The sequence below is a fragment of the Cohnella sp. genome, from assembly GCF_041641335.1.
GTDB lineage: Bacteria > Bacillota > Bacilli > Paenibacillales > Paenibacillaceae > Cohnella.
The window spans coordinates 96,310-115,149 of the sequence record NZ_JBEPYQ010000005.1; the positions used below are offsets into that span (position 1 = coordinate 96,310).

At 56.2% G+C, this 18,840-nt stretch carries 17 protein-coding genes and 1 pseudogene; 6 read left to right on the forward strand and 12 right to left on the reverse strand.

The annotated features are described in order from the left end of the window. Window positions 1-115 precede the first annotated feature (115 nt). A complete protein-coding gene (locus tag ACESLM_RS02905; RefSeq protein ID WP_372629835.1) occupies window positions 116-1,045 on the forward strand; it encodes an AraC family transcriptional regulator in 930 nt (309 codons plus the stop codon). Window positions 1,046-1,093: 48 nt separating this feature from the next. Here ACESLM_RS02905 and ACESLM_RS02910 read toward each other — a convergent pair whose 3' ends face one another. From ACESLM_RS02910 to ACESLM_RS02965, 12 genes and pseudogenes are all read right to left on the reverse strand, one after another. Further along, complete coding sequence (locus ACESLM_RS02910; protein ID WP_372629837.1) at window positions 1,094-2,254, reverse strand: glycoside hydrolase family 88 protein; 1,161 nt, start codon at window positions 2,252-2,254, stop codon at window positions 1,094-1,096. A 111-nt stretch (window positions 2,255-2,365) separates the two neighbouring features. Then, window positions 2,366-3,208, reverse strand: a complete 843-nt coding sequence (locus tag ACESLM_RS02915) for a carbohydrate ABC transporter permease (protein ID WP_372629839.1) — start codon at window positions 3,206-3,208, stop codon at window positions 2,366-2,368. 1 nt (window position 3,209) lies between these two features. After that, window positions 3,210-4,115, reverse strand: a complete 906-nt coding sequence (locus ACESLM_RS02920; RefSeq protein WP_372629841.1) for a carbohydrate ABC transporter permease — start codon at window positions 4,113-4,115, stop codon at window positions 3,210-3,212. Between the two features lie 291 nt (window positions 4,116-4,406). After that, window positions 4,407-5,756 carry an ABC transporter substrate-binding protein gene (locus tag ACESLM_RS02925; RefSeq protein ID WP_372629843.1) on the reverse strand — a complete coding sequence of 450 codons (1,350 nt, stop codon included), beginning with the start codon at window positions 5,754-5,756 and terminating at the stop codon, window positions 4,407-4,409. 120 nt (window positions 5,757-5,876) lie between these two features. After that, complete coding sequence (locus tag ACESLM_RS02930) at window positions 5,877-7,655, reverse strand: cache domain-containing sensor histidine kinase (RefSeq protein ID WP_372629845.1); 1,779 nt, start codon at window positions 7,653-7,655, stop codon at window positions 5,877-5,879. Between the two features lie 54 nt (window positions 7,656-7,709). Beyond that, window positions 7,710-9,302 (reverse strand): response regulator, encoded by a 1,593-nt coding sequence (locus tag ACESLM_RS02935; protein ID WP_372629847.1) that lies wholly within the window; start codon window positions 9,300-9,302, stop codon window positions 7,710-7,712. A gap of 320 nt (window positions 9,303-9,622) precedes the next feature. Further along, window positions 9,623-10,732 carry a sensor histidine kinase gene (locus tag ACESLM_RS02940; RefSeq protein ID WP_372629849.1) on the reverse strand — a complete coding sequence of 370 codons (1,110 nt, stop codon included), beginning with the start codon at window positions 10,730-10,732 and terminating at the stop codon, window positions 9,623-9,625. Then, entirely contained in the window at window positions 10,725-11,420 is a 696-nt protein-coding gene (locus tag ACESLM_RS02945; protein WP_372629851.1) for a response regulator transcription factor, read from the reverse strand. The genes ACESLM_RS02940 and ACESLM_RS02945 overlap by 8 nt, the downstream gene beginning before the upstream one ends. A 37-nt stretch (window positions 11,421-11,457) precedes the next feature. Then, window positions 11,458-11,901, reverse strand: a pseudogene (locus tag ACESLM_RS02950) (VanZ family protein); the annotation flags it as partial. Then, window positions 11,898-12,806: a M15 family metallopeptidase gene (locus tag ACESLM_RS02955; RefSeq protein WP_372629853.1), complete on the reverse strand. Its 909-nt coding sequence runs from the start codon at window positions 12,804-12,806 to the stop codon at window positions 11,898-11,900. The gene ACESLM_RS02955 and the pseudogene ACESLM_RS02950, both read right to left, overlap by 4 nt. 178 nt (window positions 12,807-12,984) lie before the next feature. Next, a complete protein-coding gene (gene nfsA / locus ACESLM_RS02960; RefSeq protein ID WP_372629855.1) occupies window positions 12,985-13,722 on the reverse strand; it encodes an oxygen-insensitive NADPH nitroreductase in 738 nt (245 codons plus the stop codon). Window positions 13,723-13,741: 19 nt separating this feature from the next. Next, on the reverse strand, window positions 13,742-14,434 hold the full coding sequence (locus tag ACESLM_RS02965) for a DNA alkylation repair protein (protein ID WP_372629857.1): 693 nt from the start codon (window positions 14,432-14,434) through the stop codon (window positions 13,742-13,744). A gap of 204 nt (window positions 14,435-14,638) precedes the next feature. Here ACESLM_RS02965 and ACESLM_RS02970 point away from each other — a divergent pair, with 204 nt between their 5' ends. From ACESLM_RS02970 to ACESLM_RS02990, 5 genes are all read left to right on the forward strand, one after another. Beyond that, a complete protein-coding gene (locus ACESLM_RS02970; protein WP_372629859.1) occupies window positions 14,639-15,370 on the forward strand; it encodes a response regulator transcription factor in 732 nt (243 codons plus the stop codon). Further along, a complete protein-coding gene (locus ACESLM_RS02975; protein ID WP_372629860.1) occupies window positions 15,367-16,374 on the forward strand; it encodes a HAMP domain-containing sensor histidine kinase in 1,008 nt (335 codons plus the stop codon). Before ACESLM_RS02970 ends, ACESLM_RS02975 begins: the two co-directional genes overlap by 4 nt. 80 nt (window positions 16,375-16,454) lie before the next feature. Further along, window positions 16,455-17,168 (forward strand): ABC transporter ATP-binding protein, encoded by a 714-nt coding sequence (locus ACESLM_RS02980; RefSeq protein ID WP_372629862.1) that lies wholly within the window; start codon window positions 16,455-16,457, stop codon window positions 17,166-17,168. Next, window positions 17,165-17,929, forward strand: coding sequence for an ABC transporter permease (locus ACESLM_RS02985; protein ID WP_372629864.1), 765 nt, complete (start codon window positions 17,165-17,167; stop codon window positions 17,927-17,929). The genes ACESLM_RS02980 and ACESLM_RS02985 overlap by 4 nt, the downstream gene beginning before the upstream one ends. Beyond that, entirely contained in the window at window positions 17,926-18,693 is a 768-nt protein-coding gene (locus tag ACESLM_RS02990; RefSeq protein ID WP_372629866.1) for an ABC transporter permease, read from the forward strand. The genes ACESLM_RS02985 and ACESLM_RS02990 overlap by 4 nt, the downstream gene beginning before the upstream one ends. Window positions 18,694-18,840: the final 147 nt, after the last annotated feature.

Sequence of the window (18,840 nt, forward strand, 5' to 3'; positions counted from 1 at the left end):
CTCATTTTAACGCGAACGTCAGCCGGCCAGTTAGATCGATCCTTTCCCGTTCTTGCCTAATCCTCTTCTTTCTTTCTATAATGGAACTACTTTTTCGGAAACGGAGACTCTCTGGATGGACAACCCGAACGAATCTATACGCACGGAAAAAGCATTGCGGCAATTGGCCGATCTGATCGGCCGTCACGCCCCCTCGAACGGAACGCATCCGACTGACGTTCCGTCCCTTGCCCTGCTGCGCGCCATCGATTCGACCCAGCGGCTGGACTCCGTATATAAGCCCTCGATTTGCGTCGTGGCGCAGGGCGCCAAAACGGCAACCGCAGCCGGCGAGACGTATCGCTACGATCCTTCGACCTACCTGGTGACAGGCGTGGAGCTGCCCGTCTTCGGCAGCATCGTCGAGGCCTCCCGCGAGGTTCCGTACTTAAGCCTTAAGCTTGGCTTCGAAGCCGACCTCGTTCTGGAAGTCGCGAAGCACGCCGACATGCCCCCCGTCGGCGCTCCCCCGGCAGGTCGCGGCATCGCTGTAAACCGGACGTCCCCGGACTTGCTAGAAGCGCTGGTTCGGCTGATGCGGCTGCTCGACGCTCCCGGGGAAATTCCGTTTATGGCGCCGCTGATTCTTCGCGAGATCGTCTACCGCACTTTCCAGGACGATCAAGGTGCGATCCTTTACCCGTTTACGGCGATCGGCAGCCATGCGCACGGCATCGCGCAAGCGATCCGTCTGATCAACCGACAGTTCGATCGGCCGCTGTCGGTGGAGCACTTGGCCAAAACGGCGAATATGAGCTCTTCCGCCTTCCATAAGCATTTCAAGCGCACCACGGCGATGAGTCCGCTGCAATACCAGAAAACGGTGCGCCTTCAGGAGGCCAGAAGACTGATGCTGTCGGAGGCCGTCCCCGCCTCCGACGCCGCCTTCCGGGTCGGCTATGAAAGTCCGTCCCAGTTCAGCCGGGAATACGCCCGGATGTACGGCAAGCCTCCGGCCAGGGACCGAAGGGAGCAGAGCCCCGCTAATCGCGCTTGGCGGGAATGATCGGTTAAAGCAAGGCACATGGGCTTCATCCGTTCCTCGGGCTCTTGTCTACCACAAATAAAGATCGTCGCCTTTCAATTTGAAGACGGCTTCCATAAAGTAATAGTCGCCGTAAATGATGGCATGATGATGCGAGGAGGCGTGATAGGCCCCGGAGCCGTTCTGCAGGATGGCGTCGGAGCTCTCCGACCAGTCGCTGCGAGACTCGTCCAAAGTTCGCAGCAGCTTAAGCGCCGCGTTCAGGTAGACGTCCTTCTCGTAGGGGCCGACGGCTTTGGCGATTTCGATCAGACCGCACGCCGCGATCGCCGCGGCCGTGTCGTCTTCGCGCCTAGGCTCCGCCGGCTGCCGGAAGTCGACCGGAATGACGCCGCTGTCCGGAATGTTGGCGATGAAATAATGCGCGATCCGCTTCGCCGTATGCAGGTAGTCCGCTTTGCCGGTATGAATATAGCTCATCATAAAGCCGTACAGCGCCCACGTCTGTCCTCTCGTCCAGGACGATCCCTCCTCGTAGCCCTGTCCGCCGTACGTTTTCACCACGCCGCCGTGATGCGGATCGAACTCGACGATATGATTGACCGAGCCGTCCGGCCGGACGAAAGCTTCCCTCGACGTATCGGCGTGCTTCATGGCGATTTGCTTAAAGCGCGGATCGCCTGTCTCCTCCGAGGCCCAGTACAGGAGCGGAATGTTGAGCATGCAGTCGATGATCGCCCAGCCCCGCGTATCCTTGTCCTCCAGGTCGTTCCACGCGCGGATGAAGCCTCCGGCCAGGTTAAACCGGCCGGCCAGCAAGTTGGCGGCATGCAGCGCGCGCTTTCGCGACTCCGGATTTTTCGTGACCCGATAGTTGGCCACGCTGGTCGGCAGCCACATAAAGCCGACGTCGTGATGCAGGCCGTAGAACTCCTGAAAGCAGCGGTCCAGCTTGACCTCGGAGATTTGGGCGATTTCTTTGTACTTCTCCTTGCCGGTCTCGTGATGCATCAGCCACATCATCCCGCCCCAGAAGCCGTTCGTCCACCAGCAGATGCCGTCCGCGACGTCGCCGGACGGGTTGCTGGAGGAGCGATCGTCGTAAGTTCCGTCTATCGTCGTGTAAGGAATTTTGTGCCGCGATTTTTCGCTGACCCCATCCATTTTTTGCGTGATTTTCCCGATTACGCCGTCAAGCCAACCCCTGTTCTCACCCGTTATCAGCGCCATGAATAAACCCTCTCTCCGTTTGCTAAACCGGCCTCTCCACTAGTTGAATCAGCCTCTCCGTTTGTTGACCCGGCCTCTTCGCCTATCGAATCAGCCTCACGGCTTGTTGAATCAACCTTTGATCGCTCCCGACGACACGCCTTTGACGAAATACTTTTGCAGCGACAGGAACGCGATCAGCACCGGAACAAGCGACATCGTCGTACCCGCGAAAATCATGTCCCACCGCGACGAGAATTCGCCGACGTAATAGAACAGCTCGACGATCATCGTCTTCGTCTCCCCCGACGGCAGCACGAGCATCGGCATCAGAAAGTCGTTCCAGATGCCAAGCCCCTGCAGCACGACCATGCTGGCCGTCACGGGCCCGAGCAGCGGAAAGACGATCGTCCAGAACATTCTCAATCGCGTACTGCCGTCGATCTCCGCCGATTCCTCGATCTCGCGCGGCACGCCCTTCAGAAAGCTCGTGTACAGCAGGACGCCGAAGCCTACCGATCCGGCAATGTAAATCATAATCGGCCCGAGCAAATTCCCGAACAAGCCCATCATGTTCAGTTGCTTGAACAGCGGGATCATGTACACCTGGAACGGCACCATCATTCCGAACAGGAAATAAATATAGATCGCGTTCGTCCATTTCCGGTTCGTCCGTTCGATCGCGTACGCCGCCATCGGAATGACGACGACCATCGCGGCGATCGAGCCGACGGTCAGAATTCCGCTGTTAAGCATCGCCCTGGGATAGTCGGTCTTCGTGAGCAAATACTTAAAGCTCTCCGTATAGAACCCGCTCGGCAGCGCGATCGCGTCGCGCAAAATTTCCGCGTTGGACTTGAAGGCGGACATCATGTTGAATGCAATCGGAAATACGAATACGAGCGCGATGGCCAGCGTGATCGCGAACAGGACGACGTTGCCGGTCGTAACCGGCTTTTTGGCGGTTTTGCCCATCTTACATCTGCACCTCCCTCTTGCGAAGCAACCGAATCTGAACGAGCGAGATGATCAGGATCAGCGCGAACAGCACCATCGCGAGCGCGGTTCCGAAGCCTTGACGGCCTTCGCCGAACGCTACCCTGTATATAATGTAAGTCAACGTTTCGGTCGCAAAGCCCGGCCCGCCGTTCGTCATGACGGCGATCTGGTCGAACAGCTTCAAGGAATTGATCATCGACAGCATGACGCATACGGTCGTCGCGCCTGCCAGCAGCGGGAACGTCACGTGCCGGAATTGCTTCCATTTCCCTGCCCCGTCGATGCTCGCCGCTTCGAGCAGCTCTTGCGGAATCCCTTGCAGACCGGCCAGATAGATGATCATATAGTAGCCCGACGCCTTCCAAACCGTTGACAATATAATCGATAGCAGCGCGTAATCCGGATTTCCGAGCCAGTCCGTCTTCAAGGAGCTTAAACCGACGGTATCGAGCAGTTGATTAACGACCCCGAAGTTGTAGTTCAAAATAATCATCCAAATAAAGCCCATAATGATGCCGCTCATTAGCACCGGAAAATAGAAGATGCTCCGAAACAAGTTGCGAAACCAGCGCACCTGATCGACCAAGATCGCCAGCGCCAGCGCGACGACGTTCTCCAGCAGCACGAGCGCGATCGCCACTAGAATCGTATTTTTCAAGGCGTTATGAACCCGGGGGCTTTCCCCGATTTCTTTGAAATTGTCCCAACCGATGTAGCGGATATTTTCGCTGATGCCGTCCCACGAGGTGAAGCTGAGATAAATGCTGCTCAGAGTGGGCGTCATGACAAACAAGCTGTACAGCAGGAAGGCCGGCAAAATAAACCAAATCGCATAACCGCGCCACCCTGATTTCTTTTTTCTTCCCGTCGCCGTGGCGTTCATGTTCGTACCTCCTGCCTCTGATGCAAGACAGGGCTGTCCCATAAGTCATTAATGGGCCAACGATATAAAATGATCGGTTCGTGAACAGGAGGGTCCCGTAACCCGTAACAGGGTAATTTCATGATCGTATGAGGCAGACTCTTTGCTCTCCAGGAGATATATCCCCATTCTTTTTCGATCATTTTAGTTACCCCGGCTTACGGGACAAGCCCATTCTTTTTGCGATCATTTTGGTTGCCCTGGCTTATGGGACAGCCCCGTCCCGCGGTCGTATGCCTGAATCGGCCTGCCTTACTGCTGGTTCGCCTTCACGTTGTTGTCGTACTCGGTATCGGATTGCTTCATGTAATCGGTCACGTCTCCGTTGCCCACGACAAGCTCCTGCAGAAGCTTGTAGAACCAGTTGCGGAATTGCGGCGGAATCGCGTTGTCGCCAAACCATTGATTGATCATCATCGACTTCGGAATCGAGGAGTCGGCCATCAGCCGGAGCACTTCCTTCATCTGCTCGTTCGTCTCGTAGCTCGCTTCGGCTTTGGTCGTCGGAATGCCGTTAACCGTCGCGAGATAAGGGCTGTATTGGGCCGGATCGAAGAAAAACTTCACGAACTCCTTAACCGCTTCCACCTTGTTCGGATCTTTGGCCGCTTCCGCCGACAGAGCCCATCCGGCGAGCGTTGGCAAGCCGTTGACGACGATCGAGCCGTCGCGGTTCGGCAGCGCGTAGAAGCCGTATTCGAAGCTCGGATCGGCTTCGGTAATCTGGCCGAACATCCAAGGACCGGAGTAGAGCTGCGCCGCCTTGCCCGTGACGAGCATCGACGCCGTTTGGTTGTCCGCCGTGCTCAGCCAGCCCTTGTCCACGTATTTCGTGAACAGCTCCTTGTAGTCCGTAATCGCCTGCACCATGCTTGCGTCCGTGAAGCTGGCCGTTTGCGCCGTGCGCTTGGAGTTCCAGTCCGGATCGTCCTTGTACACGTTGTTGATCAGGAAGTAGTTCACCCAGAAGCCCATATGGAACAAGTCTTTGCCGCCGGCCACGATCGGCGAAATGCCGCTTGCGAGCAGCTTCTCCTGGATCGCGATAAATTCGTCGTACGTCTTCGGCAGCTCCGTGACGCCCGCGTCGGCGTACGCTTTTTTGCTGTACATGATGCCGTTGGGCGCGTTGCCCGTCAGCGGAGCGTTATAAATTTTTCCTTGATACTCCGGCAGGAAGGTGAACAGGTCGTGCAGCTCCGCCGGCAGCTCGGCCAGCTTGCCCGCGTCCGCGAACACCTTCGTGTCGCGCATCTCCACCAGATCCGGGAACTCGCCGACGGCGTCTTTCGTCTTCAGCCAATCGAGGTAGGAATCGCTTGTCGTTTCGCTGATGTTTTTGATCGTAATGTGCGGGTGGGCTTGCGTGAAGGCGTCGATCGTCGTCTCGATCGCCTGCTTCGTCGCCGGGTCCCCTGTCGCGTAGGCGATCGAGATCGTTACCGGATTCGGCTTGTTGTCCGCCGAAGCTGAGCCTGCCGGCGAACCGGACGGAGCGCTGCTCGGCGAACCGGAATTGCCGTTGTTTCCGCCGCAGGCCGTTAAGACCAGCGACGCCGCCAATACGGCGGAAGACAGCTTGAATAGCGATTTTGGAGTCATCTGTTTGTTAACCTCCCTATTAGGTGTGCTGCGCTTGCGTAAGGATGTTCGTTGTCCTTGTTACAAGGTTAACATCGCTCCACCTCGCGATAAATGAAGTTTTTTTAGCGGCATATGCGGTTATTTAAGAGGTTTGTCGACGATCGGGAAGCTCAGACGGACGGATGTGCCGACATGCTCCATGCTGCTGATCTCCAGCCCGTAGCCGTCGCCGCATACCGTTTTGATCCGGTCGTATACGTTTTTCAGGCCTACGTTTTTGGCTGGGGCATTCGGCTCCGCGAGCTGGTCCTTCAACAGCTGCAGCTGAACTTCGCCCATGCCGACGCCGTCGTCGTATACGGTCGCGGACAACGTATCGCCGGTCCGCTCGATCGTGACGAGCACGCTGCCCTTGCCGCCTTTGGGCCGAATGCCGTGCTGGATCGCATTCTCTACGACCGGCTGCAGCGACAGCTTCAAGATCGGATAGTCCATGCGTACGTCGTCGGCGACGTTCAACCGAAAATCGATCCGATTCTCGTAGCGGACGCGGATAATATGAAAATAATCGTTCAGATGATCGAGTTCCTCCCGAATGGACACCCAGTCCTCGCCGTAATCGATGACGTACTTCAACTGATTGGATAAGGCAAGAATCATGTCGGCCACTTCGCCGTCGTCGTTGTAGACCGCGTTCATGCGAATCACTTCCAGCGTGTTGTACAAATAATGCGGGCGGATCTGGCTTTTCAGCGCGTTCAGCTCCGCTTGCTTTTGTTTGATTTCCGCGACGTAAGCGTCGTTGATGAAAATTTTGAGCCGCTCCACCATCCGGTTGAAGCCGAACGCCAGACGGCCCAGTTCGTCCTTGCCGTAAGAATGGATCTGCGTATCCAGATTGCCCATCTCGACTTTGTTCATATGCTGCAGCACATCCCGGATCGGGGATGCCAGCCGCTTGGACAGCAGCGTGCCCATCGCCAGCAGCGCGATCGCGCAGACGACGATGGCGATATAGACGGCCGATTGCGTGGAGGTCAGCTGGGCGAACAGATTTCGCTCGGACACGCGCAGGAGCACGCGCCCCGACAAGTAGGGAATCTCGTCGCTGAACACCAGATAGCCATCGTCGTCGAAGCGGTCGAACGCCGCCTCGGACGACTCCGCGTTCGCTTTTTCCTCGGTTCGATTGCTGTAGTAAATCCGATTGGCTCCGTCCAGCACGTACAGCTCGTCGTCCTTGTTCAGATTCATCTCCTGGAAGAAGCTGTCCAGCACCCCCGCGTCGACGTCGATAAACAGGCTGCCCACCACTTTCGGCTCCGCCGTCAACGTGCCGGAGATGTCGATCAAGTTGCGTCCGAACGTAATGACGTTTCTTTCGAGGGAATTGTAGTAGTGTTCGCCGTGGGTCGGATAGATCGACAGATGATTCGGTTTCTCCGCGAGCGGCTGCAGCCAATCGGCGACAGGCAGCCGCTCCTCCTGCAGCGGCTTGCTCTGCCTCGTTTGAAAATACAGCTTGCCGTCCATCGAGCGAACGAAATAGACGCTGCGGATGTGCTTATCGCTGTAGAGCACCGTTCTTAAAAAAGCGGCGATCGGAATGCTGTTGATCTGCTCGTACTCGTTGACGTTGGCGGTCTGGTTGACGGAGATCGTATGCGAATAGCCCTCGTATCTTCCCGTATACATCAGGCGGGTGATTTCGTCGTAGTCGGAAAAGAAGTTGTTAACGTTGTAGCTCAAATAAAGCGACATCTGCTTCAAATTATTAACCGTAAACTGCTGGACGTGACCTGTGAACGCTTGCAAAGAAAAGACGCTCAGCGCGATGAGCGGAATCAGGCCAACCAGCAAAAACGCGGCCGAAAATTTGACGAATACGCTGTTCCACCATTTTCGAACGAAAGACATGGCGTCCCCTCCGACAATCTGGGTGACAAGCGGTCGTTCCGCTATCCCTCTTGCTCAGGCCTTGAGAGATTGCTTGAATTCCTGCGGCAGCTTGCCCGTGTGCTTCTTGAACATGTCGCTGAAATGCCTGGCATTATTGTAGCCGACCTTCTCCGCGATCTCGTACACCATCAGGTCGGTCGTCTTGAGCAGCAGAACGGCCTGCTCCATTCGCAAGTCGGTGACGTACTGCTTGAAATTGCGCTTCGTATGCTTCTTGAAGAAGCTGCTGAAATAATAAGGGTTCATAAAAGCGATCGCGGCGACCGATTCCAGCGAAATGTCCTCCGCGTAATGAGCTTCGATATACCGAACGATGCGCTCGACCAAGGTTTGTTCCTTGCCGGCCGGCTTGTCCCCGATCCGGTTGAACAGCTCCTGAAGCATGTCGACAATGCCGTCGCACATCGCTTCGTACGTCTCGTACTGCCTCAAGCGGCTTTGCAGATGCTGAATGTCGAAGCCCCAATCGGACATCGGCACGTCGGACTTCTTCACTTCCTGCACGATGTACAGAAGCGAGGAGAAGCAGGTGGACACGGCCAGTTGGCGATTGCCGATCGTCGCGGCTTGGATGACCTGCAGCAGCGCCTTCATCGTGGACAGCGCGTTATCCCAGGCGCCTTCGGTCAGTCCTCTAATAATTTCGGATTGGAGCGTAAACCATTCGTTCTCGCTGTCTTTGCGCTGTTCGCGAACGCGATAAGCGATGGCCCGATTCAGTCCGGTAAAATAGGTCATTTCCAGGGCCTGTTCCGCTTGTTCGCGCGAGACGGGCAATCCGGACAGGACGTTGACCGGGTCGCCGACTCCGACGGACACCTTCAGCTTGAGGAAGTTAAGGATGTTGTCCCTGATCGCCGTCGCCAGCTCCAGCGGCATGTCCGGTTCCTCGCAACTCAGTACGAAAACATGATTTCCCGCACGAACGAACGAATACCCTCTGCCGAAAGCTTCGACGCTCTCTTGCACGATATTGCGGACGGCGAACTCGACCAGCTTCTGCGTAGGCGCGGGCCAGCGTTCGTTATCGTTGCCCTCCGGATCGATCCCGACAATGCCTGCCGCATACAGAGGTCCGGCAAGCTTATTCCGAAGGTGCGCGTAGCCTTCGGAATTCTCCGGCAACGTCCCCTCCGCCAACTGCTCCAGCCACACGTCCACCTCGCCGTCGCGGTTTTTCCTCTCGAGCTGATCCAGCTTGCGTCTGCGGCGATCCTCTTCGTTTTCCTCATGGATCAGGGACAACGTCTTGGCAATGACCGCTTCGAGCTCCGACTTCTTGACGGGCTTGACCAAACAATCGACGGCCCCGAAGGCGACGGCGTCCCTCGCGTATGAAAATTCCTGATAGGCGCTAATAAACACGGTTTTGATCGGCAGCTCGCGCCTCTTGATTTCTTTAATGATGTCGATGCCGCTATAGTGAGGCATGCTGATGTCGCTAATGACGATATCGGGCTGGAGCGCCTCGATCGTCTCCAGCAGCTCCTTCCCGTCATAGGCGTAACCGACGATTTCGAGTCCGTACTCGTCCCACGGAATCAGCTTGCCCAGCCCCTTCAAAATAATCGGTTCGTCGTCGGCGAGCACTACGGTTATTTTCATGCGGTCGCGCCCCCTTTTTCCGGATCGTCTCGTCCGTAACGCCAAAACAGGGACGCGAATGTTCTCGTGCCCCCGTTCCAGCTCCCATTATTCAATATCCTGCAATGTCTTTCTCGTTGATATACCAAGTATAATGCGTCCCGTCCGGTTAGTCGACAAAATGCGAGCGAAACAACAGTCGATCTTGACTTGAATGGCCATCGGACCGCAAGGTTGTGTGTCCATTCTAGAGCATATGACGCGGATGGGGTATGCGGCTTTTTAAGCGTCTTATGCTCCTTTTTTAAGATCTTCTACCGGTTTGCCGCCCGCCCAACCGTTCACTCTGCCGCTCCGGGAGAGATTTCACGGGGCAGGCGAACCTCGAAAACGGTGCGAACGACGTCGCTTTGGGCGGAGATGGAGCCCCGATGCCGCTCCACGATATTTTTGGCGATGAACAAGCCTAGTCCCGTGCCGCCCTCCTGGTAGGTGCGGGCTTTGTCCCCGGTGTAGAATATATCGAAGATATGCGGGAGATCCTCAGGAGGAATGCTGTCCCCGTAATTGACGATGCGGACAATCGCCTGGTCGCCGTCGGGCAGACAATGGATGTCGATAAACTCGCCGTCGCTGCCGTAACGTGCCGCGTTGCCGAACAAATTTTCGAACACGCGGGCCAACTGCTCCCCATCTCCTCGTACCGTCACAGACGGGGTGACGTGCATTCGGGAGGTCAAATGCCGGGCTTCGAGCATCGGATACAGTTCTTCGTTTAGCTGCACCAGCAGCTCGCTAACATCGACCGGCATGAGGTCGATTTTCTGCCTCCCGTAATTCATCCGGGCCACGTCGAACAATTCGTCGATCAGCCGTTCCAGGCGCCTCGACTTCGTATAGGCAATGGCCGTGTAATGCTTGGCCTGCTCCGGAGGCAGCGGTTCGTTCTTCAGAATAAAATCCAAATAACCGATGACCGAAGTCAGCGGCGTGCGAAGATCGTGCGCCAGGTTCAGCATCAGCTGCTCCTTGCTGTTCTCGGCGAAATCGCCTCTTTCCAACGCCTGGCGCAGCTTCTCGCCGGCCAAGCGGATGTCTCGGGCAATATCGCCGAATTCGTCGCGGGACGTTATGTCGATCCTCGTATCAAAATGGCCGGAGGCAAGCTGGTTGATCCCGTCCGAGATGTCGCGGAAATACCGGGCATACCGCTTCGTAAGCAGGAAAAAGATCCAGACGGCCAGCGGAATAAAAAAGATAAGAAAAAAGTTGACGTCCCCGATCTGTCTGATGAAATGGCGAACCTGCGTCGACGGATCCTCCAGCTTGGTCGTGTAGTAGTACGCTTGGGCGGCTTTGTACAGGCCGAACGTAACCGCGGCGGCAAGCAGCATGCTGAGACCGAACAGTGCGACCATGTTGAATCTGAAGCTTCGGAATAGATTAGCCATCGAAGGAATACCCGACTCCCCATACGGTTTTGATCCGCTTATTCTTGTTCAGATCTTCGCCGAGTTTTTTGCGCAGCGTACGGATGTGAACCATCACCGTATTGTTGCCCGCATAATACGTCTCCTCCCATACGCGCCGGAAAATATTTTCCGTGCTGAACACCTTCTTGGGATGAGCGGCCAACAGATGCAAAATATCGAATTCCTTGGGAGTCAAGCTCACGGGCTGACCGTCGACGAGGACCGTCCGATCCTCCGGATAGATGACAAGCCCCCCGGCTTCGATCGTCATCTTGTCCGTCCCGGCGGAACGGTTGAACTGCAGGGAACGCCTGAGTTGGGCATTCACCCGGGCGACCAGTTCCATTGGGTTAAACGGTTTGGTCATGTAGTCGTCGGCTCCCTGGATCAGACCTGTGATTTTATCGAGGTCGGAGCTCTTCGCGCTCAGAAAAATGATCGGCATACGGTGCTTGTCCCTGATTTGCCGAGTCGCTTCGTACCCGTCGAGCTTCGGCATCATAATATCGAGAATCGCCAGCTCGACCGGATATTTCAATAGCGCGTCCACTGCCTCCCGGCCATCCCTCGCCTTGATGCAGCGGTAGCCCTGCTTGACCAGATGCAGCTCCACCAGGTCGGCGATTTCCGCGTCGTCGTCCGCGATCAGTATCGTAATCCGGTTCACCGGCTTTTTTCCTCCCTGCTTTGGCAAACAGAACGTACAGCGCGTTGCCAGCCATTCCACCCGCCGTATTCAAAATCAGATCGTCCACGTCAAAGTTGCCTATGGAGAAAATCGCCTGGGACATTTCCAGCGCCAAGCTGAGAAAGAATGAGATCGCCCAAACGTTGGCGGCCCTCGCTCCCTTGCGGGCTCCGAGCGCTGACAGCAGCAGCCCAAGCGGCACGAAAATCGCGAAATTGCCATATAAGTTCACCGAGCTGTGTCCCGTGCCGGCGTTCAACGCGCTCGTTATTTCATGCATTGGGATCAGGTTTCCCTGCTTGATCCTCATCAGGATGCGCGCCGGTTCCTGGAAGCTGATCTTCAACTGCTCCGTCATATAGGCGACATTGGCGGAATGGCCCTTGAACAGAATAATTTTGACTAAAATGTACAAATAAATGGCGAGAACCGCTTGCAGCACGACGATTCGCAGTTTCATGAAGGTCCGGCCTCCTTCGCGCCCGGCGAGCCGGCCTCGCAAGTCGTGACGATAACCCCGCCCATGTTGTCCCCAGAAAGCTCGTAGCTGCCTTCGATCGGAATGGAGAGCGGCTTCCCCGCCTTCACGGAGTAGTAGGACACGGTATACGCCGTTCCGTTCACTTCCGCCTGAATCCGTCCTTGTTCTTTTAAGTAGTCCAAATACTCTTCCAACACCACGCCCTGCTTCTGCATGATCGCGCTGTGCGGGAGCCCGACGTAGCGAAAATGCCAAGGCTCGTGCTTAACGCCCGTTATTTCCGTCTTATCCTCCGGATAACGCAGCACGAAGCCGTGCTTCCAGGCGTTCTTCTCCAGCCACTTGCCCTCCGGGGCGTCCTTCATCAGCCCGAGCGAAGAACCGACGTCGAGCGACAGCCCCAGATTATGCTCGCTGTAGCCCGGCGGATTGGCGTAGTCCGCCCCCATCCTCTCGTACAGCTCGGCTTGTTTCTCCTCGTCTCTGTAGCCGCTCGTAATCAGAAACTGATCGACGCCGTCCGCTCTGGCCGCCTCGATCATCGCGGCGAACTTGCGCAGCAGATCCGGCGGCAGCTCGACGCTGTTGTCCAACACGCCGATTCCTTCCATTAAATCCGGCCGTTCGAACAGATTAACGACGTCGGGCAGCTTCGCCCCTTTCGGCACCGGGTGCCGGGAATTGACGAGCAGCAAATCGCCTTGATACGCCTCGTCCGGATCGATGTGCAGCATCGCCGTCTCCGCCGACCCCGGCTCTTCCCAGCGCGCAGGCTCCCCTTCCAGGACGACGATTTTATTTTCATCCGAGCCCGCCGGCTTCAATGCATTCCACCCGTAGCCGAGCATAAGCGCAATTGCTGCTACGAATAATAGTTTTTTCATGCTGCCAATCCTCCCTTATCTGCTTACAGGATAAAGGAGAGTTTTTAAAAATAAGGCCGGAAAATCCTAAAGAATTTATTAAGAGGGGGAATACGCAAAGGGGCCGCCCCCCAGATCCAACGTCGATCTGACGAGACAGCCCCGCGATATCCGATCACGCCTCGAACCTGGTCTTTGGCTATTTTCTCAGGAAACCCTGCTTCATTAAGAAAGATTGCATGTGCAGACGCGAAGGAGACGCCATTCGTTCCGCCATTTGCTCCGACCAAGAGCGGTTCGCCCTGCCTTCGGACCTAGCCAGCATATATTCGCGGGTCGTTTCGTCGTATTCATTAATCGCGGAAAGCTCGTTGTCGGTATGATAGGTTTCTTGATGGAAGATGGCTGCCAGCGGCAAGCGCGGCCTCATGAGAGGCGTCTGATCGGGATAGCCGACGCACATGCCGAATACCGGATAGACGAGCACCGGCAGCTTGAGCAGCTCGGCGACCTCGGCGATGCGATTGCGGATACCGCCGATGTAAACGATGCCGAGACCCAACGATTCTGCGGCCACGGCTGCGTTCTGTGCGGCAAGGGCAGCATCGACAGTCGCGATTATAAAATGCTCCGTCGTGTCCGTCTGCGCTTCGGTCCCATGCATCTCCGACGCGGCGCTTAGTCGATGAAGGTCCGCGCACCATACGAGAAAGATCGGGCATTGCTCGATGTAAGCCTGATTGCCGCACAAGAGGGCGAGCCGCTTCTTGAGCTCGGCATCGGTAACTCCGATGACGCTGTAGGCCTGCATATTGCTCGAAGTGGACGCCATTTGTCCGGAGTGCAGGATGGCATCCAGCTTCTCTTGTTCGATCGGAGTCGTCAGAAATTTGCGGATGGAGCGGTGGTTTTGAAGCAAACGGATCGGATCGTTCATCTGGCTGCCTCCCCCGGCTTCAACAACGCACATATTTGCGCTTAAACCCAAGCTGCCCTTTTGCTTCCGCCTTTTCGATATTCCCCAGTGCGTTCAGGAACTTCTTCTTCACCTGGACCTGGCCGATCGCCTTAGCGGTCTCGACCGCTTCGTCATGGAGCGGCAAGTAGGAGACGCCGACCGTGTAAATAAAATTGCTCATCGCGTATTTGGTCCGTTCGGGACGATCGTGGATCGTGTTTCTCACGAGCTCCAACATCTCACTAAGCTTGCTTTCGGAAAATTCGTGATCCGGACGGTTGCCGAGCAGCCAGCAATAGCAGTTCCACCCCGCCGACATTTTCAGCTCTTCCCCGCTGGCAATCCATTTGTCGGACACTTCTTGCGCAATGTCCGTCTCCGCGAGCGTAACCGCGACGACGAAGTCCGACAACATATAGAAATAAGCCGTCTCCATCCACCGATCGAAATCCGCCTCAGTCATTGCTTTCGGATCGGCGATAACTCCGGCAAAATACATCGCGTCGTAATTGCCGGTAGCGTACAGCTGCTCGGCCAACGGCTGATTTTTCTTGATGATTCTGTACATCGGCTTCATCTCGCCCGTAGCGACGCCGAACAGCGGATCATGCGCGCCGTTGGACATGTACATCTTCTTCAACCGTTCCTTGCCGAGTGCTTCCAACTGCTGCATTACCGCTTCGAATTCCATCGTGATCCCGTCCCCTTTCTAATCCGATTATACCGCTAACTTGTCCTGAGTACGAGTCTCCAGCCGGGACAGTATCCGAAATGCCCTATAAATAGTTTTGATCGCTTGATAAGCAAAATGTATAATCGTTGTGAAATCAATTCGTATATTCATATGGTCAGGTTGAGCGGTTAGAGCCCGTTTGCGATGAAGGAGACGAAGCAAATGAATGACGCGAGATGGATTTCCGCCGGTACGCCGGAACAGCTTCGGACCGAAAATACGAGAAGCATCCTGTATATTGAAGACAACCGGGAAATCGGCCAGTGGGTCAAGGAGGAGCTGGAGCAGCGCGGCTATGCGGTGCAGTGGCTAACATCCGGAGAAGGCGCGGAACGGGAAGTGCTTGAAAAAGATGTCGTCATCCTCGATATTATGCTTCCCGGGCTGGACGGTTTTACGATCGGTCAACGATTAAAAAAAGCGGCCCCGTCGGTACCGGTCTTGCTCCTGTCCGCCCGTTCGGCTGTCGATGATAAGCTGGCGGGGCTTCAGTTCGCCGACGATTATGTGACCAAGCCTTTTCATCTCGACGAGCTGGCAGCGAGAGTGGAAGTTCTGCTGCGCAGGAGCGGATCGGGACTTCCGAAACGTATGAAGCTCGGACAGCATATCGTCGTGAACATGACCGAGAATACGGTGCTGAATGAAAGCACGGGAGAAGAAATTATATTGACGGGCAAGCAGCATCAAATTCTGATGTATTTTCTGGGCCGACCCAATCAAATTTTGCCTAAAGAAAAAATCTTTGAAGCGATCTGGGGTGAACCGTACATGGAGGGCGACAAAACGCTGATGGTCCATATTCGCCACCTTCGCAAGAAGCTGGAACGAAACCCGGACGTGCCGGAAATTATTGAAACGGTTCGAGGCATCGGGTACAGAGTCCGACTATGAGACGTTTTGGCTCGTTTTTCCGCCGGTATTTGCTGTTCCATTTTCTAGTTCTCATTTCCCTTCCGATTCTGGCGATTTTCATGGTTGCCGGCGTATCCCCCTCCGAAGAGCCGTCGGGTCCGCTGTATGAATATCGCAGCATCGTGGTCCTGATCGGCCTCATCTTTACCGTATTTATCTGCATTTCGTGGATATTCTTCTATCGCCTCCGTCGACGGCTGATCCGTCTGCAGGAAGCGATGGCCGTGCCTGCAGACGGCGACCGGCTTCCCCGCCCTATGTCCGTTCGCTCCGCGCGCTTGGACGAAATCGGCCAGTTGGAAGCGTCATTTAACCGAATGGTCCTCCAGCTCGAAGATAGCCGCCGCCGGGAACTGGAAGAGGAATCGCTCAGGCGAAGACTGATTGCGAATTTGTCGCACGATTTACGAACGCCGCTTACCGTTATTCGCGGACACGCCTCAAGGTTGAGCAAAGAACCGCTCAGCCTGGAAGGGCGCGACTCGCTTGAGGCGATCGACCATACCATTACACGTGTCGGAGAACTGATGGACGACCTGCTGGCATACACGCTGCTCACCTCGGGCAAATACCCGTATCACCCCATTCCCACGGATATCGTTCGGTTGGCGAGAGCCTCCATCGCCTCCTGGTATCCGGCGTTTGAGCAGGCGGGGTTCCGTATCGAAGCCGATTTGCCGATGCAGACGACGTTCTCATGGGAAGTCGATCCGCAATGGATGACGCGCGTGCTTGATAATCTATTCCAGAACATCCTCCGGCATGCAGGAACCGGCCAATATGTCGGTATAGCCGTAAACGCGGAATTGGAGAGATTGACGATCACAGATCGCGGCCCTGGAATGGACGAGCCCTCCGCCGACCGCGGCGCCGGTATTGGACTTGCGATCACTGCGCATATGTTGAAGGAAATGAAGCTTCAGACGGATTTTGTATCGGATGAAAACGGCACAAGCGTGACGATCTGCCAAGCAAAAAATTAAACTGGATTTAAACGGAGCCCTCCCCGGCATTTAACCTGAACCGGTTAAAATGAAAAGCATGTTAAGAAGGAGGGCTTCACATGCTTACCATCCACCAACTCGTCAAACGCCGCGGTTCCCGCACCATTCTAAACGGCATCAGCTTTCAGGCGCGGTCCGGCCGGGTGACCGGCTTCCTTGGGCCTAACGGCGCAGGCAAAAGCTCGACGCTCCGCATTTTGCTAGGGCTTGACAGCGCCACTTCAGGCGAAGCGCTTATTAACGGAGTACCTTACGCGCGTCTTCGCAACCCGCTCGCCACCGTTGGCGCCTTGCTCGACGGCTCCGGCGCTCACCGGGCCAGAACCGGACGCGCGCATCTGAGCTGGATCGCCCGTTCGGCAGGCTTGCCCCGCTCCCGGGTCGACGAAGTATTAGGGATCGTCGGTCTGACCGATGCTGCGGCCAAACGCGTCGGCAGCTACTCCCTCGGCATGGGACGCCGACTCGGGCTGGCCGCCGCGCTGCTCGGCGATCCCGAAGTCCTGGTTCTGGACGAACCGGTGAACGGTCTCGATCCGGAAGGCATCCGCTGGATCAGGACGTTGGTGCGCGAACGAGCCGCAGCGGGCCGTACGGTGCTGCTATCCAGCCATCTGATGGGAGAATTGGCCGAGACCGTTGACGATGTGATTGTCATTAGCCAGGGGCGAATCGTCGCCGACGGCACGCTTGCTGAAGTTATCGGCGGTCACGGCACGCTTGAGAATGCATTTTTTGCACTTACGACTCCGAACGGCAGGGTCGCGCAATGAGGGCGATTACTGCCGAGTTGTCCAAGCTGCTCTCCCTTCTGTCGGTCTGGGTCGCGCTCGCCATAGGACTGATTGTCCCAACGGCCATTGTCGCAATCAACTCTGTATCGACCCGGAAAGCGATTGCCCTAGGTGATCACACAGCCGTCGGTATCGACATGGGCTATCAAGAATTGGCGTTCGGCGTCATCGGCGCAATCATTATTGGCGTTATCGCGGTCAGCAGCGAGTATTTCACCGAAAGCGGTGAATCCGGAGGCGGACGCCAGATTACGACCAGCCTGATCGCGAGGCCGTCCCGCCTCCGTTTCCTGCTGGCGAAAGCAACCGCTGTTGCCATGGTCAGCGCAGTACTGGCCTCAGCCTCTGCAGTCGCTACAATGGCTGAGATCCGGATCTTCCTTGGAGAGCATGCACCCGAGTTGGGAAGCGCGGACGTTCCGCGTCTGGCCGGCATCGTCTGCTATTGGGTGCTGTCTGCGCTTCTGGCATTCGGGATTACTGTCCTTACCCGTCATGGCATCGTTCCCCTTGCTATCCTGATCGTGAATACTTCTGTCGTCACAGTCACTTATCTGCTCACTCGGATTACATCGCTGGCATACTATTTTCCCGATATGGCCGGAATTCGCATGTTTATTCGCAACCTCGACGACTCGACTGTCGAGATGGCCCCACTCGTCGGCGGTCTGGTCATGACAGCCTGGGTCGCGGCGCTTCTCACCATTGCCGCCATCGTATTTTGCCGGAGAGATGCATGAGCACCGAAATCGTTCGGCCTCGCAGCCGGGAATTCGTCCAAGCACTCGCCGCAGAACTGTCCAAACTTGGGTCGCTGCCAGCCATATGGCTCACCCTAGGAGTTTCACTGATCCTCAATCTCGTCCTGGCCGCCGCCTTCGCCAGCGCCGGATTGCAAGGCTCAACCGGCACGCCAAACGTACTCGATATCGGACTAGCCTCAATTAGCTACATACAAGCCGGATACATCATTCTCGGGATCGTTGCTTCCTGCTCCGAGTATACCGGAGGGCAAATTCACACAACCCTTACAGCAATGCCCCGGCGCAGCCTTCAACTCGTTGCCGCTCATCTTGCTCTGACGATCATAGTCGTCCCTGCCGCGATCATCACCGCGGCGTCCAGCGTCCTGCTCGCCGCAATCACTCTCGGCGACGTTCCTTCAGCGTCTCTGGATCTAGGCAGCACTATCGGTGTCCTTGCAGGTGTAACCGTGCACCTCGGTCTTATGACCCTGCTCAGCGCGTCCTTGGGAGTTCTGCTGCGCCGAACGCTACCTGCCGCAATTGTCGTACTCGGCTATACCTTTATCGCCGGCCCGCTCTTGCGAGAGCAAACCACTCAAGCGAAATACCTCCCCGACACCGCGGGGCTCGCCATGTGGTTCCCGCAACCCGGCGATGCAAGCGCGCTCCCCCCGGCACAAGGGGCCATCGTCTTGGTCGCTTGGACTTTTGCGGCGTTTGTGGTCGCTTTGGCTGTTTATCGTAAGCGAGATATGTGATTCCAACAACAATCACGACCGCTAGGCCATCTATATATTTCTCATCTCATGAATACTCCCGCCACTTACCATCGCTGACGCTCCGGTTGAAGTGGGGGTTTCTGGTGTCTCATTCGTACACGCTACCGAATGCTTAACACCAGTGGA

Coding starts and splice junctions, on each gene's coding strand:
- ACESLM_RS02925 (WP_372629843.1), bottom strand. CDS start 5,756: ATGACTCCAAAATCGCTATTCAAGCTGTCTTCCGCCGTATTGGCGGCG.
- ACESLM_RS02975 (WP_372629860.1), top strand. CDS start 15,367: ATGAGACGTTTTGGCTCGTTTTTCCGCCGGTATTTGCTGTTCCATTTT.
- ACESLM_RS02910 (WP_372629837.1), bottom strand. CDS start 2,254: ATGGCGCTGATAACGGGTGAGAACAGGGGTTGGCTTGACGGCGTAATC.
- ACESLM_RS02940 (WP_372629849.1), bottom strand. CDS start 10,732: ATGGCTAATCTATTCCGAAGCTTCAGATTCAACATGGTCGCACTGTTC.
- ACESLM_RS02980 (WP_372629862.1), top strand. CDS start 16,455: ATGCTTACCATCCACCAACTCGTCAAACGCCGCGGTTCCCGCACCATT.
- ACESLM_RS02970 (WP_372629859.1), top strand. CDS start 14,639: ATGAATGACGCGAGATGGATTTCCGCCGGTACGCCGGAACAGCTTCGG.
- ACESLM_RS02935 (WP_372629847.1), bottom strand. CDS start 9,302: ATGAAAATAACCGTAGTGCTCGCCGACGACGAACCGATTATTTTGAAG.
- ACESLM_RS02930 (WP_372629845.1), bottom strand. CDS start 7,655: ATGTCTTTCGTTCGAAAATGGTGGAACAGCGTATTCGTCAAATTTTCG.
- ACESLM_RS02955 (WP_372629853.1), bottom strand. CDS start 12,806: ATGAAAAAACTATTATTCGTAGCAGCAATTGCGCTTATGCTCGGCTAC.
- ACESLM_RS02920 (WP_372629841.1), bottom strand. CDS start 4,115: ATGAACGCCACGGCGACGGGAAGAAAAAAGAAATCAGGGTGGCGCGGT.
- ACESLM_RS02985 (WP_372629864.1), top strand. CDS start 17,165: ATGAGGGCGATTACTGCCGAGTTGTCCAAGCTGCTCTCCCTTCTGTCG.
- ACESLM_RS02990 (WP_372629866.1), top strand. CDS start 17,926: ATGAGCACCGAAATCGTTCGGCCTCGCAGCCGGGAATTCGTCCAAGCA.
- ACESLM_RS02915 (WP_372629839.1), bottom strand. CDS start 3,208: ATGGGCAAAACCGCCAAAAAGCCGGTTACGACCGGCAACGTCGTCCTG.
- ACESLM_RS02965 (WP_372629857.1), bottom strand. CDS start 14,434: ATGGAATTCGAAGCGGTAATGCAGCAGTTGGAAGCACTCGGCAAGGAA.
- nfsA (WP_372629855.1), bottom strand. CDS start 13,722: ATGAACGATCCGATCCGTTTGCTTCAAAACCACCGCTCCATCCGCAAA.
- ACESLM_RS02905 (WP_372629835.1), top strand. CDS start 116: ATGGACAACCCGAACGAATCTATACGCACGGAAAAAGCATTGCGGCAA.